General features: G+C 71.9%; 17 protein-coding genes. 9 read left to right on the top strand and 8 right to left on the bottom strand.

Annotated elements, in window-relative coordinates:
- The first annotated feature begins 109 nt into the window (after positions 1-109).
- From ACIA8D_RS11635 to ACIA8D_RS11625, 3 genes are read left to right on the top strand one after another with little or no spacing between them, the layout of a single operon-like run.
- Positions 110-1,267, top strand: coding sequence for an acyl-CoA dehydrogenase family protein (locus ACIA8D_RS11635; protein WP_399231007.1), 1,158 nt, complete (start codon positions 110-112; stop codon positions 1,265-1,267).
- A 35-nt stretch (positions 1,268-1,302) separates the two neighbouring features.
- A complete protein-coding gene (locus ACIA8D_RS11630) occupies positions 1,303-2,175 on the top strand; it encodes an acyl-CoA thioesterase (RefSeq protein ID WP_399231005.1) in 873 nt (290 codons plus the stop codon).
- A gap of 20 nt (positions 2,176-2,195) precedes the next feature.
- On the top strand, positions 2,196-3,182 hold the full coding sequence (locus ACIA8D_RS11625; protein ID WP_399231003.1) for a cation diffusion facilitator family transporter: 987 nt from the start codon (positions 2,196-2,198) through the stop codon (positions 3,180-3,182).
- 192 nt (positions 3,183-3,374) lie between these two features.
- On the opposite strand, the gene ACIA8D_RS11620 is transcribed toward ACIA8D_RS11625, so the two are convergent.
- Positions 3,375-4,175, bottom strand: a complete 801-nt coding sequence (locus ACIA8D_RS11620; RefSeq protein ID WP_399231002.1) for a phosphatase — start codon at positions 4,173-4,175, stop codon at positions 3,375-3,377.
- 69 nt (positions 4,176-4,244) lie between these two features.
- Positions 4,245-5,663 carry a PucR family transcriptional regulator gene (locus tag ACIA8D_RS11615; RefSeq protein WP_399231000.1) on the bottom strand — a complete coding sequence of 473 codons (1,419 nt, stop codon included), beginning with the start codon at positions 5,661-5,663 and terminating at the stop codon, positions 4,245-4,247.
- Positions 5,664-5,869: 206 nt separating this feature from the next.
- Here ACIA8D_RS11615 and ACIA8D_RS11610 point away from each other — a divergent pair, with 206 nt between their 5' ends.
- From ACIA8D_RS11610 to ACIA8D_RS11600, 3 genes are read left to right on the top strand one after another with little or no spacing between them, the layout of a single operon-like run.
- Positions 5,870-7,345 carry a sodium:solute symporter gene (locus tag ACIA8D_RS11610; RefSeq protein ID WP_399230998.1) on the top strand — a complete coding sequence of 492 codons (1,476 nt, stop codon included), beginning with the start codon at positions 5,870-5,872 and terminating at the stop codon, positions 7,343-7,345.
- A gap of 54 nt (positions 7,346-7,399) precedes the next feature.
- Positions 7,400-8,395, top strand: coding sequence for an agmatinase (speB, locus tag ACIA8D_RS11605; RefSeq protein WP_399231075.1), 996 nt, complete (start codon positions 7,400-7,402; stop codon positions 8,393-8,395).
- 25 nt (positions 8,396-8,420) lie between these two features.
- Entirely contained in the window at positions 8,421-10,094 is a 1,674-nt protein-coding gene (locus tag ACIA8D_RS11600; protein WP_399230996.1) for a thiamine pyrophosphate-binding protein, read from the top strand.
- 15 nt (positions 10,095-10,109) lie between these two features.
- On the opposite strand, the gene ACIA8D_RS11595 is transcribed toward ACIA8D_RS11600, so the two are convergent.
- Both ACIA8D_RS11595 and ACIA8D_RS11590 read right to left on the bottom strand, forming a co-directional pair.
- Positions 10,110-10,910: an endonuclease I family protein gene (locus ACIA8D_RS11595; protein ID WP_399230994.1), complete on the bottom strand. Its 801-nt coding sequence runs from the start codon at positions 10,908-10,910 to the stop codon at positions 10,110-10,112.
- A gap of 152 nt (positions 10,911-11,062) precedes the next feature.
- Positions 11,063-13,345: a glycosyltransferase family 39 protein gene (locus tag ACIA8D_RS11590; RefSeq protein WP_399230993.1), complete on the bottom strand. Its 2,283-nt coding sequence runs from the start codon at positions 13,343-13,345 to the stop codon at positions 11,063-11,065.
- A 169-nt stretch (positions 13,346-13,514) separates the two neighbouring features.
- Between ACIA8D_RS11590 and ACIA8D_RS11585 the strand changes: the two genes are divergently transcribed.
- The 3 genes from ACIA8D_RS11585 (at position 13,515) to ACIA8D_RS11575 (ending at position 18,896) form a co-directional block, all read left to right on the top strand.
- Complete coding sequence (locus tag ACIA8D_RS11585; RefSeq protein WP_399230991.1) at positions 13,515-14,558, top strand: esterase-like activity of phytase family protein; 1,044 nt, start codon at positions 13,515-13,517, stop codon at positions 14,556-14,558.
- Between the two features lie 72 nt (positions 14,559-14,630).
- On the top strand, positions 14,631-18,398 hold the full coding sequence (locus tag ACIA8D_RS11580; protein ID WP_399230989.1) for an ABC transporter ATP-binding protein: 3,768 nt from the start codon (positions 14,631-14,633) through the stop codon (positions 18,396-18,398).
- Between the two features lie 81 nt (positions 18,399-18,479).
- The gene (locus tag ACIA8D_RS11575) at positions 18,480-18,896 is read left to right on the top strand and encodes a hypothetical protein (protein ID WP_399230987.1); all 417 of its coding nucleotides are present in this window, start codon (positions 18,480-18,482) and stop codon (positions 18,894-18,896) included.
- Positions 18,897-18,915: 19 nt separating this feature from the next.
- On the opposite strand, the gene ACIA8D_RS11570 is transcribed toward ACIA8D_RS11575, so the two are convergent.
- The 4 genes from ACIA8D_RS11570 to ACIA8D_RS11555 form a co-directional block, all read right to left on the bottom strand.
- Positions 18,916-19,527 carry a hypothetical protein gene (locus tag ACIA8D_RS11570; RefSeq protein WP_399230985.1) on the bottom strand — a complete coding sequence of 204 codons (612 nt, stop codon included), beginning with the start codon at positions 19,525-19,527 and terminating at the stop codon, positions 18,916-18,918.
- A 126-nt stretch (positions 19,528-19,653) separates the two neighbouring features.
- Positions 19,654-21,462, bottom strand: a complete 1,809-nt coding sequence (locus ACIA8D_RS11565; protein ID WP_399231074.1) for a glycoside hydrolase family 3 protein — start codon at positions 21,460-21,462, stop codon at positions 19,654-19,656.
- 433 nt (positions 21,463-21,895) lie between these two features.
- Positions 21,896-22,696, bottom strand: coding sequence for a sugar phosphate isomerase/epimerase family protein (locus ACIA8D_RS11560; protein ID WP_399230983.1), 801 nt, complete (start codon positions 22,694-22,696; stop codon positions 21,896-21,898).
- Between the two features lie 17 nt (positions 22,697-22,713).
- Positions 22,714-23,649: a GNAT family N-acetyltransferase gene (locus ACIA8D_RS11555; protein ID WP_399230982.1), complete on the bottom strand. Its 936-nt coding sequence runs from the start codon at positions 23,647-23,649 to the stop codon at positions 22,714-22,716.
- Positions 23,650-23,692: the final 43 nt, after the last annotated feature.

Below are 23,692 nucleotides of genomic sequence, written 5' to 3'. Positions count from 1 at the left end.
TGACCTGTATCTCTGGACGCTCCTTGCGACTCGCGGGTAACCTGCCCCTGAGCAAGCGCTTAGTCGCTTGCTTGCCGTCCGCACACTCGTCGTAGAGGGAGAGTTCTCCGTGCGCCGTACCGTTTTTGATGAGGACCACGAGGCGTTCCGGGAGACCCTGCGCGCCTTCATCGAGGCCGAGGTCGTCCCCCACTACGACGAGTGGTTCCAGCAGGGCATCGTGCCGCGCGAGCTCTACACCAAGCTGGCCGACCTGGGCCTCTTCGGCATCAACGTGCCCGAGGAGTTCGGCGGCGCGGGCCTGGACACCCACAAGTTCGAGGCCATCCAGAACGAGGAGTGCGCCCGCGCGGGCGTCTCGTTCGGCGGCTCCGGCGTGCACGTGCTCCTCGCGCTCCCCTACATCAAGATGCTCGCCACCGACGAGCAGAAGAAGCGCTACCTGGAGAAGTTCGTCACCGCCGAGGAGATGTGGGCCCTCGCGATGACCGAGCCGGGCACCGGCTCCGACCTGGCCGGCATGAAGACCACGGCCAAGCTCTCCGACGACGGCACGCACTACGTGCTCAACGGCTCCAAGACGTTCATCACCGGCGGTGTGCACGCCGACCGCGTCATCGTCTGCGCCCGGACCGCCGCGCCGACCGCCGAGGACCGCCGCCACGGCATCTCCCTGTTCGCCGTCGACACCAAGCTCGAGGGCTACTCGATCGGCCGCAAGCTCGACAAGCTCGGCCTGCGCACGTCCGACACCGCCGAGCTGGCGTTCGTCGACGTGAAGGTCCCCGTCGAGGACCTCCTCGGCGAGGAGAACAAGGGCTTCTACTACCTCGGCAAGAACCTCCCCTCCGAGCGCTGGGGCATCGCCTACGGCGCGTACGCGCAGGCCAAGGCCGCCGTCCGGTTCGCCAAGGAGTACGTCCAGGACCGCACGGTCTTCGGCAAGACCGTCGCCTCGTTCCAGAACACCAAGTTCGAGCTGGCCGCCTGCCAGGCCGAGGTGGACGCCGCCGAGGCAGTCGCCGACCGCGCCCTTGAGGCCCTCGACGCCGGTGAGCTGAGCGCCGCCGAGGCCGCTTCGGCGAAGCTGTTCTGCACCGAGGTCGCGCACCGCGTCATCGACCGCTGCCTCCAGCTGCACGGCGGCTACGGGTTCATGAACGAGTACCCGATCGCCCGCCTGTACGCGGACAACCGCGTGAACCGCATCTACGGCGGCACCAGCGAGATCATGAAGTCGATCATCGCGAAGAACATGGGCCTGTAACCAGCAGAGAATCTTTGCTCGGTACAACTGATCCCATGCATCAGGCACTCGAATCCCTCCTCGATCTGCTCGACCTCGAGCAGATCGAGGAGGACATCTTCCGCGGCCAGTCCCGGTCCTCCGTCGTCCCGCGCGTCTTCGGCGGGCAGGTGGCGGCCCAGGCGCTGGTCGCGGCCGGGCGCACCGTCCCGGCCGACCGGCACGCCCACTCCCTGCACGCGTACTTCCTGGTCGCGGGGGACCCGGGCGCGCCCATCGTCTACACCGTCGACCGGATCCGCGACGGCCGCTCCTTCACGACGCGGCGCGTCGTCGCCGTCCAGCACGGGCAGCCGATCTTCCACCTCTCCGCGTCCTTCCAGACGTACGAGGAGGGGCTCGACCACCAGGCGGACATGCCGCCCGCGCCCGACCCGGAGTCGCTGCCGACCGCGGAGGAGATGCTGCCGCGGTACGCCGGTGACGTACTGAAGCCCGAGGTCGTCCAGCGGCTGCTCGAAGCCCGCGAGGCCGTCGACCTGCGGTACGTGGACGCGCCGCCGTTCGCCTTCGTCGGCGACCCGCAGCCGCCGCGCTCCCAGGTCTGGTTCCGCGGGCGGGGCAAGCTCGCGGACGATCCGCTGCTGCACGTCTGCCTCGCCACGTACGTCTCCGACATGACGCTCCTCGATTCCGTACTGCTCGCCCACGGGCGCGGCGGCTGGGCCGTCGGCGACGTCGTGGGCGCGTCCCTGGACCACGCGATGTGGTTCCACCGGCCGTTCCGGGCCGACGAATGGCTGCTGTACGACCAGGAGTCGCCGTCCACGTCCGGCGGGCGCGGGCTCGGGCAGGCCCGGATCTACACGCAGGACGGGCGGCTCGCGATCACCGTCATCCAGGAGGGCGTCGTTCGCGTTCCGCACTGATCGGACATAACGTCCCGTACATGGATGTACGGGCGGACGATGGTGTGAGCGGAACGGAAGAAGCGGGCGGGGAGAGCGTCTTCACGGTGCTCGTCGCCGCGGCGGCCAATCTGGGCATCGCCCTCGCGAAGGCCGTAGCCGGCGTCATCAGCGGCTCCAGCGCGATGCTCTCCGAGGCCGCGCACTCCTTCGCCGACACCGTCACCGAACTGCTGCTGCTCGCCTCCCTGAAGCGCAGCGACAAACCCGCCGACGAGGAGCATCCGCTCGGCTACGGGGGCGAGCGGTACGTGTGGGCGCTGCTCGCGGCCGTCGCCACGTTCGTGGGCGGCGCGGTCTTCTCCCTGTACGACGGGATCCACACGCTCGTCGCGGGCGAGGAGCTGGGCAACCCCGTCGTCTCGTACGTGGTGCTGGGCGTCGCCTTCGTGCTGGAGGGGTTCTCGCTGCGGACCGCCGTGAAGCAGGCGCGGGGCGAGGCGTCCCGGGTGCGGGTGCCCTTCGGTACGTATCTGCGGCACACGCCCGACACGGCGGTGAAGGCCGTCGTGCTGGAGGACAGTGCGGCGCTCGCCGGTCTGCTGCTCGCGGGTGGCGGGCTGCTCGGCTCGCAGCTCACCGGGTCGGGGGCGTGGGACGGGGCGGCGTCCCTGTGCATCGGGTTGCTGCTGTTGTGGGTGGCGTGGGTGCTCGGGCGGTCCAACGCGGAGTTGTTGGTGGGGCGGCCGTTGCCGAAGCGGTTCCGCGAGGAGATCCGGGAGATCGTGCTCGGGGTCGCGCATGTCGAGGCCGTGCTGGAGCTGACCACGCTGGTGCAGGGGCCGCGGGAGGCGCTCGTCGCGGCGAAGGTCGATTTTCGGGATGCGTCCACTGCTGCGCAGATCGAGTGGGCGTGCGAGGACGCCTCGCGGCGGATTCGGGAGCGGTTTCCCGCGGTCCGCCGAGTCTTCCTCGACCCGACCCCGGGGTTCGCGGCACGCCGCACGGAGGGGCTCAATCCGTGGTGATTGACCCCCTGCGGGGGTCGAGCAAATTAAGCCCCTCCGGCGATTGAGGAGCGGGGTATGGGGCAGAGCCCCAATCTTTTGAGCCCCTGCGGCGATTAAGCAGGCGGTGCCGTGGTTGACGACTCGGGGCTCTGCCCCGGACCCCGCTGCTCAATCGCCGCAGGGGCTTGATTTGCTCAACCGGCGTCGCGGCTAAAGGAGGCCCGCCGCGTCCAAGAGGTAGGCCGTCATCGGGTCGTAGTGGCGGGGGCTCGTCACGTGGTCGTCCAAGGGGACCGTCACCTGCATCGTGCCCTCGGACTCGCCCACGAACAGGGCCGGGTCGTTGCAGTCCGCGTAGCCGATGGAGTCCAGGCCCCGCTGGGCCGCGCAGCCCGCCCAGCCGTGGTCCGCGACGACCAGGTCGGGCAGCGCGCGGCCGTCGCGGGCGAGGCCGTCGAGGATCGCCGCCATGGGGTCGGGGGAGTGGGTGTGCCACAGCGTCGCGCCGCGCTCCAGCATCGCCACGTCCGCGAACTGGAAGACCATGCCCTCGTCCGTGGCCAGGCCCTCGGGGATCGTCATGATCTCGCAGCCCGCCGCGCGCAGAGCGGTCGCCGTCGCGCGGTGGACGTCCAGGAGGCCGCCCGGGTGGCCCGTGGCGAACAGGACGCGCTGGTTGTCCTCCGCCGCCTTGCGCAGGCGCGCCGACGTGCGGTCCAGGGCGTCGACCGTCAGCTCCGGGTCGATGGTGTCCTGGCCGGAGCGGTGGTCGGGGTCGGGCACGACGCCGCAGCGTTCGGCCATGACCGCGAGGACATCGCGCTCGTCCGTCCAGCGGTTGCCGAGTTCCAGGCCCAGCCAGTAGTGGCGGTCGCCGTTCGCGAGCCTTCGGTAGTGCGAAAGGTTGTTCTCGCGGGGCGTCGCCACGTCGCCCGCGATGCGCGTGCGGACGAGGTGCTTGATCAGGGCGGCACGGGTCGGGACGTCGCTGGGCAATCCGGGTATCGGCATGCGCCCATTGTGCCGGGGCTCGCGCCGGACTGTTGATCGGTTCCGGGGAGTGGAACGGCGGTCACACCGTCAACGCGCCCGGCGCAGCGCGAACCACAGCTCCATGCGGGTGTCCGGGTCGTCGAGGTCCGTGCCCAGGAGTGTCGCGCAGCGGGCGATGCGCTGGCGGACGGTGTTGCGGTGGATCGACAGGGCCAGGGCCGTGCTCTCCCAACTGCCGTGCAGGGAGAGCCAGGTGCGCAGGGTCTCCAGGAGCGCCGGCTTGTCGGACAGCGCGGCCAGGGTCGGCGCCGGGGTGTCGTCCGGGCGGTGGTGGGTCAGCGGGCTGCGGGCCGCCCGCGCGCGGGTGAGCGCGTGGGCCGCCTGCGCGTCCGCGAGCGGCAGGTCCCGCGGGAGCGCCGGGGCGCTGACACCGAGCACATGGCCCGCGTGCGGCGTGACGTCCTGGTCGGACGGGACCAGGGCACGGGTGAGCGGGGCTTCGGGGGACGGGGACGTAGCGGTCAGGGGCGTCGCCAGGTCAGGCGCAGGGCGCGGCGACAGCGGGCGGGCGTGGATCACGCGCCACGTGGTGCCCGCGCCGAGCAGCTCCGTCGCGGCCTCCGCGCGGTCCGCTCCGAGGAGGAGGTCCACCAGCGTCGCCGCACGCCGCGTGTCACCCGTCGAGCGGTGCTCGCCGGTGAGAAGGGAGAGCAGCACCACCGCCGCCCCCGCGATCGTGTGGTCGCCCGGCGCGCGGGCCTGCGTCGCGAGGCCGAGCGCGCCGCCCGTGCTCAGCGCGTACGCCGACAGATGCGTGCCGGCCACCGTGTCCGCCGCCGACGACGGCGTGGGGAAGAGGTGCGTGGCGTGCGGGCGGACCACTGCCGTCAGCTCGGCCAGCGCCTCGCTCACGGCGCGCGGCGGGCGCGTCCCCGCGTGGTGCGGCTCGTCGCCCTCCGGGGTGACCGCCACCGCGAACCCCCCGGTGCGCTGGGCGAGTTGGCGAAGGACGGAGGGGAGCGGGTCCGGTCGCGCGGCCGCCGATGCCAGCGCCTGCTGAGCCTCCGTCACCCGGCGCAGCTCCGCGTTCCTGGCCTGCGCCATCAGCTCCCACACGGCCCGCGCGATCCCGCTGAAGGTGGTCCGCGGCGGGACCTCGACGAGCGGGATCCCGCGCCGCTCGCAGGCCGCGACCAGCTCCGGCGGCACCGTGTCGAAGACCGGCGTCACACCGAAGCCGAGCGCCACGGCGCCGCCCCGCGCGACCCGCTCCGCGTACTCCTCGAAGTAGCCGGCGACGGGCGCGGCGGGCGCGTGCACGCCCGCCGTCAGGAGCAGCTCGCCGCCCAGCAGGTACGGCTCCGGGTCCGTCAGCTCCGACGTGTGCGCCCCGTGCACGAGGACGTCCGCGGCCGCGGGCCCCGCGATCTGGCGAAGGCCCAGGTCGGCGCGGGCGAGCACCGCGGCGAGCGGAACGCCCTGCGTGGGCGGTGCGGTCACGGTCACCTGTGGACGATTCCTCTGCTCTGATTGCGATCAATGGATGGAACGTACACTTCAGTGCCGCTTTTCGGCCACCTAGATTTCTTCCGACCGGTGGGTGCGGGTACGGGCGGATGTCCCCGACACCCCCAAGGGCTCGGCCGAGAGCCCCGCAGCCGGACACTCCCCCGCACGACACGCCACCGAGGTGGACCAAAGGAGGACGCCCCATGGCCGTCGACTACGTAGTGATCGTCGTCTACCTGGCCGGAATGCTGGCAATGGGCTGGTGGGGCATGCGCCGCGCCAAGTCCAAGAGCGACTTCCTGGTCGCCGGCCGGCGCCTCGGTCCCGCCATGTACTCCGGGACCATGGCCGCTGTCGTGCTCGGCGGCGCCTCCACCATCGGCGGCGTCGGCCTGGGCTACCAGTACGGTCTGTCGGGCGCCTGGATGGTGTTCACCATCGGCCTCGGCATCCTCGCCCTGTCGCTCTTCTTCTCGGCGCGCATCGCCCGCCTGAAGGTCTACACCGTCTCCGAGATGCTCGACCTCCGGTACGGCGGCGGCCGCGCCGGGATGATCTCCGGCATCGTGATGTGGGCCTACACGCTGATGCTGGTCGTCACGTCCACCATCGCGTACGCGACGATCTTCGACGTCCTCTTCGACGTGCCGCGCACGCTCGCGATCGTCGTCGGCGGCACCATCGTCGTCGCCTACTCGACGCTCGGCGGCATGTGGTCGATCACCATCACCGACATGGTGCAGTTCGTCGTGAAGACCATCGGCGTGCTGATCATCCTGCTGCCCGTCGCGGTCATCAAGGCCGGTGGCTTCAGCGAGATGAAGGCCCAGCTGCCCACCTCGTACTTCGACCCGCTGGGCATCGGCGGCGAGACGATCTTCACGTACGTGCTGATCTACACGTTCGGCATGCTCATCGGCCAGGACATCTGGCAGCGCGTCTTCACCGCCCGTAACGACAAGGTGGCCCGCTGGGGCGGCACCGTCTCCGGCGTCTACTGCCTGCTCTACGCGATCGGCGGCGCGGTCATCGGCACCGCCGCCAAGGTCCTCTACCCGAAGGGCCTCGGCCAGGCCGACGAGGCGTTCGCGCAGATCGTCAAGGACGAGCTGCCCGTCGGCGTCCGCGGGCTCGTGCTCGCCGCCGCTCTCGCGGCCGTCATGTCGACGTCCTCCGGAGCGCTCATCGCCTGCGCCACCGTCGCCAACAACGACATCTGGAAGCGGCTGCGCGGCGTGCAGGCCGAGGTGGCCGTGGAGGACGAGCACGACGAGGTGAAGGGCAACCGGATGTTCATCCTGGGCCTCGGCATCGTCGCCATTGTCATCTCGATCCTCCTCAACAACGTCGTCGAGGCGCTGACCGTCGCCTACAACCTGCTCGTCGGCGGGCTGCTCGTGCCCATCCTCGGCGGACTGCTGTGGAAGCGCGGCAACGTCAACGGCGCCCTCGCCGCCGTCACCGTCGGCGGCCTCACCGTCATCGGCGCGATGTGGCGCTACGGCATCCTCGCCAACGAGCCCGTGTACTACGGCCTCGTCGCGTCACTCGTCGTCTACGTGGCCGTGTCCCTGGCCACCCGGCCCACCGACGCCGCCGTCCTCGCCAACTGGCGCGAGCGGCTCGCCGGACACGGCGCCGAGGAGTCCGAGCCGGCCTCCGTCGCCGCAACGCAGTAACCCCCGTACGGCACCCGATCCGTACGCACTCGCAGGAAAGAAGGCATGCGCGCAATGAACAGCAACGAGACGCCCCGCGTACCCAACGGCCCCACGGGCGCCGTCGGACCGGTCGACTCCTCCCGGATCCCGCGCTACGCGGGCCCCGCGACGTTCGCCCGCCTGCCCCGGCTCGACGAGGTGGACGGCGGCGCCGACGTGGCGGTCGTCGGCGTCCCCTTCGACACCGGCGTCTCCTACCGTCCGGGCGCCCGCTTCGGCGGCAACGCGATCCGCGAGGCCTCCCGCCTCCTGCGCCCGTACAACCCGGCGCAGGACGCCTCCCCGTTCGCCCTCGCCCAGGTCGCGGACGCCGGTGACATCGCCGCCAACCCGTTCAACATCAACGAGGCCGTCGACACCATCGAGGCCGCCGCCGACGACCTGCTCGGCTCCGGCGCCCGCATGATGACGCTCGGCGGCGACCACACCATCGCGCTGCCGCTGCTCCGCTCGGTCGCCAAGAAGCACGGCCCGGTCGCCCTGCTGCACTTCGACGCGCACCTCGACACCTGGGACACGTACTTCGGCGCCGAGTACACGCACGGCACCCCGTTCCGCCGCGCCGTCGAGGAGGGCATCCTCGACACCTCCGCCCTCTCCCACGTCGGCACCCGCGGCCCGCTGTACGGCCGCTCCGACCTCACGGAGGACGAGAAGCTCGGCTTCGGCATCGTCACCTCCGCCGACGTCTACCGGCGCGGCGCCGACGAGGTCGCCGACCAGCTCCGCCAGCGCATCGGCGACCGCCCGCTGTACATCTCCATCGACATCGACTGCCTCGACCCGGCCCACGCGCCCGGCACCGGCACCCCGGAGGCGGGCGGCATGACCTCCCGCGAGCTCCTGGAGATCCTCCGCGGCCTGTCGTCGTGCAACCTGGTGTCAGCGGACGTCGTCGAGGTGGCGCCCGCGTACGACCACGCGGAGATCACGTCCGTCGCCGCCTCGCACACCGCGTACGAGCTGACGACGATCATGTCCCGCCAGATCGCCGACGCGCGCGCCTGACAGCGCCGAAGGAGACGGACCACCAGTGACGCACGACCACGACCTTGAGCTGACGCCCACCCCGGAGCAGACCGCGGCGGCGCTCAACCCGCCCGCCGGCCGCAACGGCGGTGACCTCGTCGTCGAGACCCTGCACGGGCTCGGCGCCTCCACCGTCTTCGGCCTTCCGGGGCAGCACGCGCTCGGCATGTTCGACGCTCTGCGCCGGTCGTCGCTCAGGTACGTGGGGCTGCGCGTCGAGAACAACGCCGGATTCGCGGCGGACGCCTACGGCCGGGTCACCGGAGAGGTGGCCCCGCTGCTCCTGTCCACCGGGCCCGGCTCGCTGATGTCGCTCGCCGCGCTCCAGGAGGCGGCCGCCGCCTCGGCCCCCGTGCTCGCGATCGGCAGCCAGATCCCGGTCGCCGGACTCGGCGGTGGCCGCCACGGCTACCTGCACGAACTCCGTGACCAGCAGGCCTCGTTCCGGGACGTGGTCAAGTCCGTCCACACCGTGCGTACGCAGTCCCAGATCCCGTCGGCGATCGCCGCCGCCTGGGAGTCCGCGCTGAGCGCACCGCACGGCCCCGTGTGGGTGGAGATCCCGCAGGACGTGCTGCTCGCCGGGACGACGCTGCCGGTCGTCACCGCCGTGGACGCGACCCCGCACGATCTCGTCCCGCGGCCCGAACTCACCGCCGTGGCCGCCGACCTGCTCGCCAAGGCCGAGCGTCCCGCGATCATCGCGGGCGGCGGCGTCGTCCGCGCGGACGCGACGGGCAAGCTGCGCGCGCTCGCCGAGCGGATCAACGCCCCCGTCGTCTCCACCTTCGGCGGCAAGGGTGCCTTCCCCTGGGAGCACCCGCTCTCGCTCCAGTCCTGGATGGAGGACCAGCACACGACGGACTTCCTGGAGGACGCCGACGTCCTGCTGGTCGTCGGCTCGGGGCTCGGTGAACTCTCCTCGAACTACCACACGTTCACGCCGCGCGGCCGCGTGATCCAGATCGAGGCCGACGCCGGCAAGCTGGAGTCCAACCACCCGGCACTCGGCATCCACGCGGACGCCCGGCTCGCCCTCCAGGCCCTGGTCGAGACGGTCGCCGAACGCCCCGACGACGAGGTCCCGGCGCGCGTCGCCGCGGTTCTGAAGGCCGTACGGGAACGTATCGACGCGCAGGAACTCACCCTGGAACAGCAGGTGTTGGCGTCCGTGCGCGAGGCGCTTCCCGCCGCGTCCCCGTCCTTCTGGGACATGACGATCCTCGCCTACTGGGCCTGGTCCGCGTGGCCCGGCGCCATGCACTCGGCGCAGGGCGCGGGCGGCCTCGGCTACGGGTTCCCGGCGGCGCTGGGCGCGGCGGCGGCCGACCCGATGACCCCCGTCCTCGCGGTCTCCGGCGACGGCGGCGCGATGTACTCCATCGCCGAACTGGCCACGGCGAAGCAGTACGACCTCAACGTCACCTGGCTGATCGTCGACGACGGCGGCTACGGCATCCTGCGCGAGTACATGACCGACGCCTTCGGCGAGGCCACCGCGACGGAGCTGGCCCGCCCCGACTTCGTGGCGCTCGCCGAGTCGTTCGGCGTCCCCGGGGTGCGCACCACCCCGGAGACGCTCCGCGACGACCTGGCCGAGGCGTTCGCGGCGCCGGGTCCGCGCGTGGTCGTACTCCCGGCACTGCTCAGGATGTTCGCGCCGACCCACCTGGGCTGACGCGGAGCACCGCGCCTACCAGATCGAGCCGACCCACTCCGGGTGGTCGATGAACGGGTTCCGGTTGTGCTGGTACGTGTCGAAGATGACGTCGTTGCGGTTCTGCTCGAAGGCGTCCGGCGGGTCCTCGTCGCTCCACTTCTTCAGGACCGACAGCTTGCCGATGTTCGGCGCGCTGCCGTTGTCCACGGAGTCGTTGGGTTCGAGGTCGGCGAAGGAGTCGCCGCCCTCGTAGCGGACCGCCATGTAGAGGATCATCCGCGCGACGTCGCCCTTGACGGCGTCGCGCGGCTCGAACGAGTCGGAGTCGGTGAGGCTGCCGCCGCCGTTCGCGACCGCGCTGCCACCGTTGTCGAAGTCCTTGTTGCCGCGGATCGAGTTGACCGTGACGTCCTCGGGGCGCAGATGGTGCAGGTCGGTGCCGGGGCCCGTCGCGGTGCCGAAGTCGCCGTGCGACTTGGCCCAGACGTGCTCCCGGTTCCAGTCCCCGCTGTCGCCGCCGTTGGCGGACTTCGCGCGTGAGGTGCCGCTGTAGAGCAGAATCACGTTGGAGCTGTTGGCCGGGTCCTGGTCGGTGGTCTTCAGGGCGTCCCAGACCGCGTCGTAGGAGAGCTTCGTCTGGTCGCTGATGATCGTGTGCAGCGCGCTCTTGAGCTCGGCGCCGGTCTTTCCCTCGGCGTCCTTGTAGTACGTGTCGTCGTACGTGGCGGTCGGGTTCGCCGAGGCCGTTGCCGTCGCTGTCGCCCCGGGGAGGACGAGGGCGGCCAGGACGGCCGCGGTGCCGAGGGCGAAGGTGCGTATGTGGATTCCGGGCATGTGGGGTGTCCGTCCGTTCTACGCGGGTTGATTGATGGAACGGAGCGTGACATGAACACGTATGGATTGGGTGAATGCCGGGCGTCGATCCTGTGACGACAAAGGCCCCTGACTGGTTGTCAGGGGCCTTTGCGGTGCGGGGAGTTACGGGGTCAGTTCACGTCGGACGGGTCCAGTCGGTACAGCGACTGGGAGTCCGTCGAGTCGCTGGACTTCTTGCTGTACTCGCTCGACTTCACCGCCGTGCCGTGCTTCTTCACCCACGCGGTGACCGCTGAGCCGACGTCGTTGCCGCCGCCCATGGGACCGCCCATGCCACCCTCGCCGACCTGGATGTAGTGCAACTGGCCGCTCTTGACCAGCTCCTTGAGCTTGGCGACGGTCATGCCCTTGTCCGAGCCCGTGAAGCCGTACATGGAGATGACGGGCTTCTTGGTCTTGAGGATGAGCTGCGCGGCGGACTGCGAATTGGACACCGCGAGCAGCCACTTGGCGCCGTCCTGGTGCTTCTCCAGGTACGAGATCAGGTCGCTGTCGACGGTGCCGCCCATGCCGCCGGGGCCGCCGCGCATGGCGTTGCCGCGTTGGCCGGATTCCTGCTTGCCGGAACCGGAGCCCTGGCCGCCGCCCGGCATGCCGCCACCCGGCATCTCGCCGCCGCCCGGCATGCCGCCGCCCTGCTGGGAGCCGCCTTCCTGGGAGCCGCCACCGGGGAAGCCGCCCTCGGGTGCTTCGCCGCCGCCAGGCATCTCGCCGCCGCCTTGCTGGGAGCCGCCCCCTTGCTGGGAGCCGCCGCCCTGCCGCGAACCGCCGCCCGGCATCTCGCCGCCGCCGGGGAAGCCGCCGCGGCCGCCGCCGCCGCGGCCGCCGCCGCCGCGGCCGCCGCCGCCGCGGCCGCCGCCGCCGCGGCCACCGCCGCCGGGGCCGCCCATGCCGCCGCCCGTCGTCGGCCCGGCCGTCGGGTTCGTGCCGCCCATGCCGCCGCCCGCGCCGGACGAGAACGGCTCCGCGAAGGAGTAGGCCGCCGGACCCGCCACCGACGCGACGACCGCGGCGGCCACCGCCACCGCGAGCAGCCGCAGCCGCCTGCCCGTCGACGTACGGAGGACGAGCAGGCCCGCGATCGCGAGCGCCATGACGACGGCGATCGCCGGCCACAGCCAGCTGTTCCAGCCGGACGCGCGGCGCAGCAGCACCGCCGACCAGATCCCGGTCACGGCCAGCGCGACCGGCAGCACCCACGCCCACCGCTTGTCGTCGCGGAAGGCGCGCAGCAGCATCACGCCGCCACCGCCGCACAGCGCCGCGATGCCGGGCGCGACGGCGGTCGTGTAGTACGGGTGCATGGTGCCCTCGGCCGTCGCGAACGTGACGTAGTGCAGCACCAGCCAGCCGCCCCACAGCACCAGCGCCGCGCGCGTGAGGTCGGTGCGCGGGGCGCGCCCGCGCAGCACCAGGCCGCCGACGAGCGCGATGGCCGCGAACGGGATCAGCCAGGAGATCTGGCCGCCGAGCGTGTCGTTGAAGAGCCGGCCGAGGCCCGCCGTGCCGGAGAAGCCGCCGCCTCCGCCGCCACCGCCCCCGCCGTTGCCCTCGCCGCCGAGGATCCGGCCGAAGCCGTTGTAGCCCATGATCAGGTCCCAGGCGGTGCCGTCCGTCGAGCCGCCGATGTACGGGCGCTCGTCCGCCGGGATCAGGGAGACGGCCGTGGCCCACCAGAAGCTGGAGACCGCGAGGACGACCGCCGCGAGGACCAGGTTGCGGACCTTCCTCGCCCAGCCCAGGTCGGAGGCGTACACGTACACGGCGAAGACGACGGGCAGCGCGATGCAGCCCTGGAGCATCTTGGTGTTGAAGGCGAGGCCGAACAGGGTCGCCGAGGCGAGCAGCGGGAGCAGCCTGCCGTTGCGTGTGGCGCGCAGCGCGAGGGCCGCGCCGCCCACCATCAGCAGCACCAGGAGTGTGTCCGGGTTGTTGTCCCGGTTGATCGCGACGGTGATCGGTGCGAGGGCCAGGACCAGGGCGGCGACCGCCGCGGCGGCGTGGCCCCACACCCGCTTCACGGACGAGTGCAGGATCCAGATCGAGCCGAGCCCGGCCGCGACCTGCGGCAGCATCATCTGCCAGGTGCCGAAGCCGAAGACCCGGCAGGACAGGCTCATCACCATGAGCGAGAGGGGCGGCTTGTCCACGGTCAGGAAGTTGCCCGCGTCGATCGAGCCGAAGAACCAGGCCTTCCAGCTCTGGGTGCCGCTGTAGACGGCGGCGCTGTAGAAGCTGTTGAGGCCGTTCGACGAGAGGTTCCAGGAGTACAGCACCCCGGCGAGCACGAGGACCGCGAGCAGCGCCGGAAGCGACCAGCGCGGCGTGCGGCGCCCGGTCGGGGGCTCCGCCGGTGGGGGAGGTGCGGGTGCGTCGGAATGCGTTTCGGTCATGGAGGTCACCAGTGCACCGTGCACGGCGCCCGTGGGGGCGGGCTGTGGTGAAGCTGGGCGTCACCTGTGGATGCGGCCGGGGCCGGGACGCGGATGCCGCCGGGGGCCGGTCCGGATCGTTCACGGGAAGTCCGCCCCTGCGTCGTCGGCCGCGCCCTACCGTGACCCCATGTCGCGCAGACCAGCACGTTCCGTACTCGCCGCCGTCGCCCTCACCGCCGCCTGCCTGACGGTCTCGGCACCGGCGCACGCCGCCCAGGGCCCGGACGGGAACTGCTCCCCCTCGGTGTCGGTCACCGGCTACTCCGACGCCCTCGACAAGACGACGTACGACGGCACCTTCGTCGGCAACATCTCCGCGCTCGCCACCGACCGGGGCGGGCGCCTGGCCGCGCTCTCCGACCGCTCGTCCCTGTTCACGCTCGACGGGAAGACCCTCGCGCCCCGCTCCGTGGCGCCGCTCGCCGACGAGAGGGGGGCCGCGCTCGACTCCGAGGGACTGGTCGTCGACCGCGACGGCACCTACCTCGTCACCTCCGAGACCGAGCCCTCGATCCGCCGCTACGACCGCTCGGGCGCCCGGATCCTCGCCCGCCTCCTGGTCCCCGACCGGCTCACCGCCAGGGCCCGCGCCAACGCCTCCTTCGAGGGCCTGACCCTGCTGCGCGGCGGCCGCACCCTCCTCGCCTCCATGGAGTCCCCGCTCACCGGCGACGAGGCCAACCGGCTCCAGACCTGGCGGCGCACGCCCACGGGCGCCTTCGAGCCCGCCGCCCAGTACGGCTACCGCACCGACGCGAACCTCGGCATCTCCGAGGTCACCGCAGCTCCCGACGGCCGCCTCCTCGTCCTGGAACGAGGCTTCACCAGCGGCGTCGGCAACACGATCCGGCTCTACGCCGCCGAGCTGCGCGGCGCGACGGACACCTCCGGCATCGACGAACTCACGGGGCACAAGAGCGTCCGCCTCGCCCACAAGACGCTCCTCGCCGACCTGGCGCACTGCCCGTCGCTCGGCGCCCCCGCCCACCAGCCGCAGCCCAACCCGCTGCTCGACAACATCGAGGCGATGACGGTCACGGGCCGCGGCCCGCACGGCGCGCTGCGGCTGCTCCTGGCCAGCGATGACAACCAGAGCGCGAACCAGATCACCCGGTTCTACTCGCTGACCGTGTCCGCGCGCCGACCCGGGCAGATTGTTACAGCGGGATGAAATCCGCTCTCGGTCGCGTTGGCCCTTCGGCAGCTCAGGGCGAGAGGTCAAGCGAGCGGGAGGCGGCACGGAGTGGCGGAACAACGGGGCTGGGCGAAACGTCTGGGCGGGTACGCATGGCGTCATCCCAAGGACGTCGTCCTCGCGCTCGGGGCCTCGCTCGGCGGCATGGGCGTCATGGCGCTCGTCCCGCTGATCACGAAGGTGATCATCGACGACGTGATCGGGAACCACTCCCGGTCCATGGCCGTGTGGGCGGGCGCGCTCATAGGCGCGGCCGTCATCGTCTACGTCCTCGCGTTCGTCCGCCGCTACTACGGCGGCCGGCTCGCCCTCGACGTCCAGCACGACCTGCGCACCGAGATGTACGGCTCGATCACCCGGCTCGACGGCCGGCGCCAGGACGAGCTGTCGACCGGCCAGGTCGTCGGCCGCGCCACCAGCGACCTCCAGCTGATCCAGGGCCTGCTCTTCATGCTCCCGATGACCATCGGGAACATCCTGCTCTTCGTCATATCCCTGGTGATCATGGCGTGGCTGTCACCGCCGCTGACCCTGGTCGCGCTCGCCGTCGCCCCCGCCATCTGGTTCATCGCCAAGCGCAGCCGCTCCCGGCTGCACCCCGCCACCTGGTACGCGCAGGCGCAGGCCGCCGCCGTGGCCGGGGTCGTCGACGGGTCCGTCAGCGGCGTCCGCGTCGTCAAGGGGTTCGGGCAGGAGGAGCAGGAGACCGGGAAGCTCAAGACGGTCGGCCGCAGGCTCTTCGCGGGCCGCCTGCGCACCGTCCGGCTGAACTCGAAGTTCACCCCCGCCCTCCAGGCCGTGCCCGCCCTCGGGCAGGTCGCCATGCTGGCCCTCGGAGGCTGGCTCGCGGTGCACGGGCAGGTCACGCTCGGCACGTTCGTCGCGTTCTCCTCGTACCTCGCCCAGCTCGTCGGCCCGGTGCGGATGCTCGCCGTCGTGCTCACCGTCGGGCAGCAGGCGCGGGCGGGCGTCGAGCGCGTCCTGGAGCTCATCGACACCGAGCCCTCGCTGACCGACGGCACCAAGGAACTCCCCGCGGACGCGGCTGCGACCGTCGAGTTCGACGACGTGTCCTTCACCTACGCGGACGCCGAACGCCCCGTCCTCGACGGCCTCTCCTTGGAGATCCGGGCCGGTGAGACCCTCGCGGTCGTCGGCTCCTCCGGCTCCGGCAAGTCCACCGTCTCGCTGCTGCTGCCGCGCTTCTACGACGTCACGCACGGCGCCGTCCTCGTCGGCGGCCACGACGTGCGCGAGCTGACGACGGCGTCCCTGCGCTCCGCGATCGGGCTCGTCCCCGAGGACTCCTTCCTGTTCTCCGACTCCGTGGGCGCCAACATCGCGTACGGCGTCCCGGGCGCGACGCAGGAGGAGATCGAGACGGCCGCGCGCGCCGCGCAGGCCCACGGCTTCATCTCGGCCCTGCCCGAGGGCTACGACACCAAGGTCGGCGAGCACGGCCTCACCCTCTCCGGCGGCCAGCGCCAGCGCGTCGCGCTCGCCCGCGCCATCCTCACCGACCCCCGCCTCCTCGTCCTCGACGACGCGACGTCCGCCGTGGACGCCCGCGTCGAGCACGAGATCCACGAGGCGCTCGGCCACGTGATGGCGGGCCGCACCACGCTGCTCATCGCGCACCGCCGCTCCACCCTCGGCCTCGCCGACCGGATCGCCGTGCTCGACGGCGGACGGCTCGCCGCGATCGGCACGCACGAGGAACTGGAGGCCTCCTCGCCGCTCTACCGCCGCCTGCTCACCGACCCCGACGAACTGGGCGGGGTCTCGCCCGGTCACACAGCGCCCGCCGCCGGGGAACCGGTGGAGGACACCTCCGTACGCGAGGAGCTCGACGCCGAGTTCGACGCCGAGCGGGGCGTCACCCCCAGGCTGTGGACGGGCGACCGCGAGCCGCGGGACGCCGCGCTCGCCGGGACCCCCGCGACACCGGAACTGCTCGCGCAGGTCGACGCGCTGCCGCCGGCCACCGACACCCCCGACATCGACGAGACGCGGGCCGTCACGCCGGAGGACTCGTACGGGCTGCGTCGGCTGCTGCGCGGATTCGGGGCGCCGCTCCTCGTCAGCCTCGCGCTCGTCGCCGTCGACGCGGGCATGGGCCTGCTGCTGCCGATCCTGATCCGGCACGGCATCGACGAGGGCGTCTCGCAGCTCGCGATCGGCGCGGTGTGGGCGGCGTCCGCGCTCGCGCTGCTCGCCGTGCTCGCCCAGTGGGGCGCGCAGTTCGGCGAGACCCGGATGACGGGACGCACCGGCGAGCGGGTCCTGTACTCGCTCCGCCTGAAGATCTTCAGCCAGCTCCAGCGGCTCGGGCTCGACTTCTACGAGCGGGAGCTGACGGGCCGCATCATGACCCGGATGACGACCGACGTCGACGCGCTCTCGACGTTCCTCCAGACGGGACTCGTCACCGCGTTCGTCTCATTCGTCACGTTCTTCGGCATCATGGCCGCGCTCCTTGTGATCGACGTACAGCTCGCGCTCGTCGTGTTCGCGACGCTGCCGCCGCTGATCATCGGGACGTTCTTCTTCCGGCGTTCCAGCGTCAAGGCGTACGAGCTGGCCCGCGAGCGGATCTCCGTCGTCAACGCCGACCTCCAGGAGACCGTGGCGGGGCTGCGGATCGTGCAGGCATTCCGGCGCGAGCGGGACGGCGGCGAGAAGTTCGCGGCGGGCAGCGCCAGTTACCGCAAGGCGCGCATCCGCGGCCAGTGGCTGATCTCCGTGTACTTCCCGTTCGTGCAGCTCCTGTCGGCGGTGGCCACGGCGTCCGTCCTCGCGGTCGGCGCGCACCGGGTCGACGCGGGCACCCTGACGACGGGCGCGCTGGTCGCGTACCTCCTCTACATCGACCTGTTCTTCGCGCCCGTGCAGCAGTTGTCCCAGGTCTTCGACGGCTACCAGCAGGCCACCGTCTCGCTCGGCCGCATCCAGGAACTGCTGCGCGAGCCGACGTCGACGAAGAACGCGGAGCGGCCCCGCGAGGTGCCGTCGCTGCGCGGCGAGATCGCCTTCGAGGGCGTCGACTTCGCGTACGGCTCCGCCGACAAGCCGGAGGTGGCCCTCAGCGATGTGGATCTGCGCATCCCCGCGGGCCAGACCGTCGCGTTCGTCGGCGAGACCGGCGCGGGCAAGTCGACGCTCGTCAAGCTCGTCGCCCGGTTCTACGACCCTTCCCCAAGCTCTTCGACAAGCTCCGAGCAGGGGAGACCCCATCGCGGCAGAATCACGGTCGACGGCATCGATCTCCGGGAGCTCGACCTGACCGCCTACCGGCACCGGCTCGGCGTCGTCCCGCAGGAGGCCTACCTCTTCCCCGGCACGGTCCGCGACGCCATCGCCTACGGCCGCCCCGACGCGAACGACGCCGAGGTCGAGGGGGCGGCGCGGGCCGTCGGCGCGCACGAGATGATCGCGACGCTCGACGGCGGCTACCTTCACGAGGTCGCCGAGCGCGGCCGCAACCTGTCCGCCGGACAGCGCCAGTTGATCGCCCTGGCCCGCGCCGAACTCGTCGACCCCGACATCCTCCTGCTCGACGAGGCGACCGCCGCCCTCGACCTCGCCACCGAGGCCCAGGTCAACCAGGCCACGGACCGCATCTCCGGCAAACGCACGACCCTGGTCGTCGCCCACCGCCTGACAACGGCGGCCCGCGCGGACCGCGTGATCGTGATGGACCACGGCCGCGTCGCCGAGGACGGCACGCACGACGAGCTGCTGGCGCTGGACGGGAAGTACGCGGCGCTGTGGCGGACGTTCCTGGGGGAGGCCGTGGAGGCCGGCTCTTCGGCGTGAGGGTGGGGGCGCAACCGTCCGGCCGGTCTGGTGCGTCAGGTTCAGCAGTACGCTGGTGCCGATGTGACAGGAGGGGCTGCGGTGCGTGGACAGGGGGCTGGACAGGACGGCATACGCAGGCCGCGCCGGGGGCTCGCGCCTGTCTTGTCGGTCCTGGTCGCGGCGGCCGTTCTGGTTCTCGGCGGGCCCGCCGTCGGCAGCGCCCGGGCCGCCTCGCTGTGCGGCGGCCACCACGCCCGCACCCTGCGCTTCGAGACCGGCCGCACGGTCCTCTACAAGAACAACGGCTACGTCTGCGCCGTCACCTACGCCAAGCACTCGGGCGCCCGCCGCACCATGTCCGTGAGCGTCCAGGCCCGCGGCAACCGGGCCGTCGTCGACAAGGGCCGCTACACCCGGCACGCGGGCCCCGTCACCGTGCACGCGGGACACCGCTGCGTCCGGGTGAAGGGCTCCGTGGGCACGAAGTCGGTGCGCACCGGCTGGATCCTGTGCTGACCGCTGACCCGCGCGGCCCTCACACCGTGACCGCGCACCCCACCGGCCTGCTGCCGCCGAGCGTCACGTAGAGCGAGGTCGACGGCGGGCACGCCGCACGCGACAGCACCGCCGTGACCACCCGGTAGCGCGGGGCGCTCCCGCCCGTCGCGGCGCAGGCCGTCTCCCGCACCTGGCCCTTGCCGGCCTCCGCGAGGCAGTCGCCGACGATCGTGCGCGGTCCGCCACCGCCGCCCGGGTCGCCGGGGTGCGGGGGCTCCAGATTGCGCATGCAGGCGTAGCCGCGGTCCACGGACCCGTCGCCGTTCTCGTCGGCCGCGGGCCGGTTCTCGCTGATGTGCAGCACGAAGTCACTGCGGCCCGGGCAGGCGGGCCCGTCCGACGTCTCCCCGTCGTGCCGGGCGAGGACCCGCGCCACCGCCCGCTCGCTGCGGCACGGCACCTCGTTGAACGACGTACGCCCGCGCGAACTGCACTCGCCCGCCGCGAGGAACACCGCCCCGTACCCGGAGGGCGCGCGCGAGGACGGCCGGTCGCCGGACGAGCCCGGCGAGCCCTGGCAGCCGCCGAGCGCGAGCACGAGTGCCAGCACCGGCACCGCGCACACCCCACCGACCGACCGCCCAAGCATGGCAAAACCCCCCGATATCCCGACCAGCGTGGCCCGTGGCGACGGGCGCACGCCAGGTGTGCGGGGGGCTTTGCGTCAGTTGGGGGTGGCGCGCGCCGACCATGGCGTACGCCCCCTACGGACGGGTCAGTACGACAGCCCGTAGCCGATCGGGTAGAGGACCTGCGCGGGGTCGTCGGCCTTCTGCACGGGCACCGGCAGCTTCCCGCGCGGCTCCGCCTTCCCGGCCAACACCCGGACGGCCGCCCGCAGTTCGACGTCGATCCACGAGTACGCCGCCAGGTGCGCGTCGGCGGCGGACAGCTGGGCGACGTCGTACGGATTGCGCATCGACAGCGTGACGACCGGCACCCCGGTCGCGGCCACCGCGTTCACCAGGGACTGCTGCGCGCTGCCCGCGGCGACGTTGTACGTCCCGATGACCACGGCGTCCTTGCCCTTCGCCGCCGCCACGGCCTGCGCGATCACCGCCTGGGACGGCGCCGTGCCGGTCGCGAGGACCGTGGCGCTGAAGCCGAGTTCGGTGAGCGCCGCGCCGATCACGGTGGTCGGCGGGCCGTCGCTGAGCGAGGGGGAGGCCGGGTTGGCGCCGAGCACGAGCACGTGCTTGTGCGTGCGACGGGACAGCGGCAGCAGCCCCTTCTTGTTGACGAGCAGCGTCGTCGTGCGCTCGGCGATCTTGTCGGCCGTGGCGAGGTGTGCGCGCGTGCCGACGGTCCGGTCGACCCCGGCATGGGTGACGTACGGCTCCTTGAGCAGCCCCAGCTTCGACTTCAGTCGCAAAATGCGCAGGATCGACTCGTCGAGCCTGGCCTCGGTGAGTTCGCCCCCGCGCACGGCCGCGAGCACCGCATTCCACGACACCGACAGGTCCGGCGGGTTGAGCAGCTGGTCGACGCCCGCCTTCAGCGCGAGCACCGGGACCCGCTCGTCGCCGTACTTGATCCGTACGCCCTCCATGCCGAGCGAGTCGGTCACCACGACGCCGTCGTAGCCGAGCTGCTCGCGCAGGATGCCGGTGAGGATGGGGCGGGAAAGCGTCGCCGGGTCCTCGGACGGGTCCAGGGCGGGCACCACGATGTGGGCCGTCATGATCGAGTCGATGCCGGCCGCGATGGCCGCCTTGAACGGCGGCGAGTCCAACTGCTCCCACTGCTCGCGGGTGTGGGAGATGTACGGAATCCCGGTGTGGCTGTCCGTGGCCGTGTCGCCGTGGCCGGGGAAATGCTTGGCGGTCGAGGCGATGTGCGAGGACTGGTAGCCCTTGACCTCCGCCGCCACGAGCCCGGCGACGGCCTTCGGGTCCGCACCGAAGGAGCGCACGCCGATCACGGGGTTGGCCGGGTTGACGTTGACGTCGGCGTCGGGCGCGTAGTCCTGCCGGATGCCGATGGCGCGCAGCTCGGCCCCGGCGATCTGACCGGCCCTGCGCGCGTCCTCCCGGGAGCCGCTCGCGCCGAACGCCATCGCGCCGGGGAAGAGGGTGGCGGGTTTGCCGACCCGGGCGACGATGCCGTGCTCCTGGTCGGTGGATATCAACAGCGGTATCCGGGACGGCTGTTGGAGACCCGCCTTCTGTATTCCATTGCTCAGATCGGCGATCTGGTGCGGATCGCGCACGTTGTGCGCCCACGCGAAGTAGATGATGCCGCCGAGCTTGTACTTCTCGATGAGCTCGGCGGCGGTGCGCACGCCGATCTCCTCGAGGTTGGCGTCGATGTCGGCCTGGTCGGGGTCGGTGGCCGAGTGGCCGTACACCCGCATGACGAAGAGCTGGCCGACCTTCTCCTCCAGGGACATCCCGGAGATGATCTTCTTGAGGGCCTTGTCGGACGCGGGGGCGCCCGCGGCCCGTGCGACGGGGGCGGTGAGGCCGACCGCCGCGGCGCCGACGGTGGCGGCGGCGAGCACGGTACGTCTGGACAGTGGCACGATCGCTCCTTCCGGAGGAGGCGCGGACCCTGAAAATAACTTCCGCGCGCAACGAGTATCCGGAAAATTTCTGCCAGTCAAGACTCCGCGCAGGTAAGGGAGTTGGCGGACGGCTGTCCTCTGGAAGGGGCCGCCACCGGCACTTTGGAGGGGGCGCACCGGTGACGGCGACGCTGCCGGCCGCAGGCGGCGGAGAGGGTTTGTCAGCGTTCGCAGCCAGCAGCGATGCCGACACCGCACTGCGGTGACTCTCCGGCAGCGTGTCCTTCTGACGGAAGCATGCTGGTAGGGGTTCCCGGAATTCGCGGATTTCGTGAAATCGGTGCGGAGGAGGTGAATGGGGTGGCCGTGGCCGGGGTCACCGTGCGCCCCCTGGTCCCCCGCACGGGGCGGAGCCCCGTGGCGTAGGCAACGGTGACCGCAACAGGATCCCGGCCTACGCCGACTCGTTCAGCAGACGCGCGACGTGATCCCGCCCCCCGCCAAGAACCCCCGGCAGGGGATCCGCCGACGGATACCACCGCGCCTCGTACTCCCAGCACAACCACCCGTCCCACCCCTCCCGACTCAGCACCTCCACGCACTCGGCCAACGGCAGCACCCCGTCCCCGAGCGGCAGCGGCGTCGTGTCGTCGGGGCCCGCGATGTCCTTGACCTGTACGTACCCCAGGTAGGGGGAGAGCGCCGCGTACGAGGCCACGGGCTGCTCGCCACCGAGCCACGTGTGCATCACGTCCCACAACGCCCCCACGTTGCGGTGGCCGACGAGGCCGAGAACGCGGCAAGCGGCCGCCCCGGTCCGATGCGAGTCGTGCGTCTCGAGGAGCACCCGTACGCCGCGGTCGGCCGCGTACTCGGCGGCGACGCCCAGCCGCCGCGCGGCGGTGGCGTCGGCCTCCTCCGGGCCCTGCTCGTCGCCTCCGCCGGGGAACACCCGTACGTAGGGAGCGCCGAGGTCCCGGGCGAGGTCCACCAGGGCCCGCACCTCGTCGAGCACCGGCCCGTCCTCGCCGGGCGCCGCCACGCGCGCGTACCCGGCGACACCCAGGACCTCCACCCCGGCCTTCTTGAACCGGGCGGCGACGTCCGCCCGTTGCTCCCGGTCGATGCCCGGATGCACCGGCTCCTCGGGGTGGGCGCGCAGTTCGACACCGTGATAACCGTGCGCGGTGGCGAGCGCGAGGACGTCGTCGAGAGGGAGACCGGGGACACCGAGGGTGGAGAACGCCAGCTTCATGCGCCGGACCCTACCCGTCAGTCCGCCGTCCTATGGAGGGCAAGTTTCCAGTCCTGGCCGATCAGGTCCGCGCCGAAGGAGCGGTGCGGTTTCTCGCCGACGAGGACGAAGCCGTGCCGCTGGTAGATCGAGCGGGCCGACTTCAGGACGTCGTTGGTCCACAGGACCATCTCCCGGTACCCGACGCCCCGCGCGAAGTCGATGCACGCGCGCACCAGCCGGTCGCCGATGCCGAGTCCCCGCGCCTCCGGCTCCACCAGCAGCAACCGCAGCCGAGCCGTGCCGGGGGCCTCGTCGCGTACGCACATCACGCAGCCCACGGGACGGCCGTCCAGTTCGGCGATCCAGACCCGTTCCAGGTGCGGGTCGTGGTCCTGTGCGAAGTCGGCGACGATGCGTGCGACCAGGCCCTCGTAGTCCGTGTTCCAGCCGAACTCGGCGCCGTACAGCGCCGCGTTGCGCGCCACGATCCAGCCCAGGTCCCCGGGCCCGGGATCGCGCAGCAGGACGTTCTCCGGGTGCATGGCCGCGCGGCCGTCGCCGAGCACCTCGCGCACCGTGCGCAGGGCCTCGGAGAGGCGCTCGCGGTCGGTGGCCGGGACCGTGCCGAGCAGGGCGCCGACGGTTTCCCGTGAGCGCTCCTCCAGCAGTTCGGAGGTGCCGCGGCCGCGCGCGGTGAGGGTGATGCGGCGGCGCCGCGAGTCCCGCTCGGAGGAGCCGCGCTCGACGAGTCCGTCCCGTTCGAACTTGTTGAGGATGCGGCTCAAGTACCCGGCGTCCAGGCTGAGTCGGACGCGCAGGTCGGCCGCGTCGACCTTCTCCGTGTGCGCCAGTTCGTACAGCACGCGGGACTCGGTGAGGGTGTACGGGGCGTACAGGTGGCGGCTGTAGTCGAGCGCGCCGATGACGTTCGTGTAGAAGCGGTTGAAGGACCGGATGTCGTGCACGGTCATGGGGCACCTCGCTGCTCGGACAGTTGACTCAGTCAGAGGTTCG

It is taken from the genome of Streptomyces sp. NPDC051684, assembly GCF_044453445.1.
In the GTDB taxonomy this organism is placed as follows: domain Bacteria; phylum Actinomycetota; class Actinomycetes; order Streptomycetales; family Streptomycetaceae; genus Streptomyces.
The sequence above is the reverse complement of the archived record's forward strand: the minus strand, read 5'-3'. Positions and strand labels throughout refer to the sequence as shown.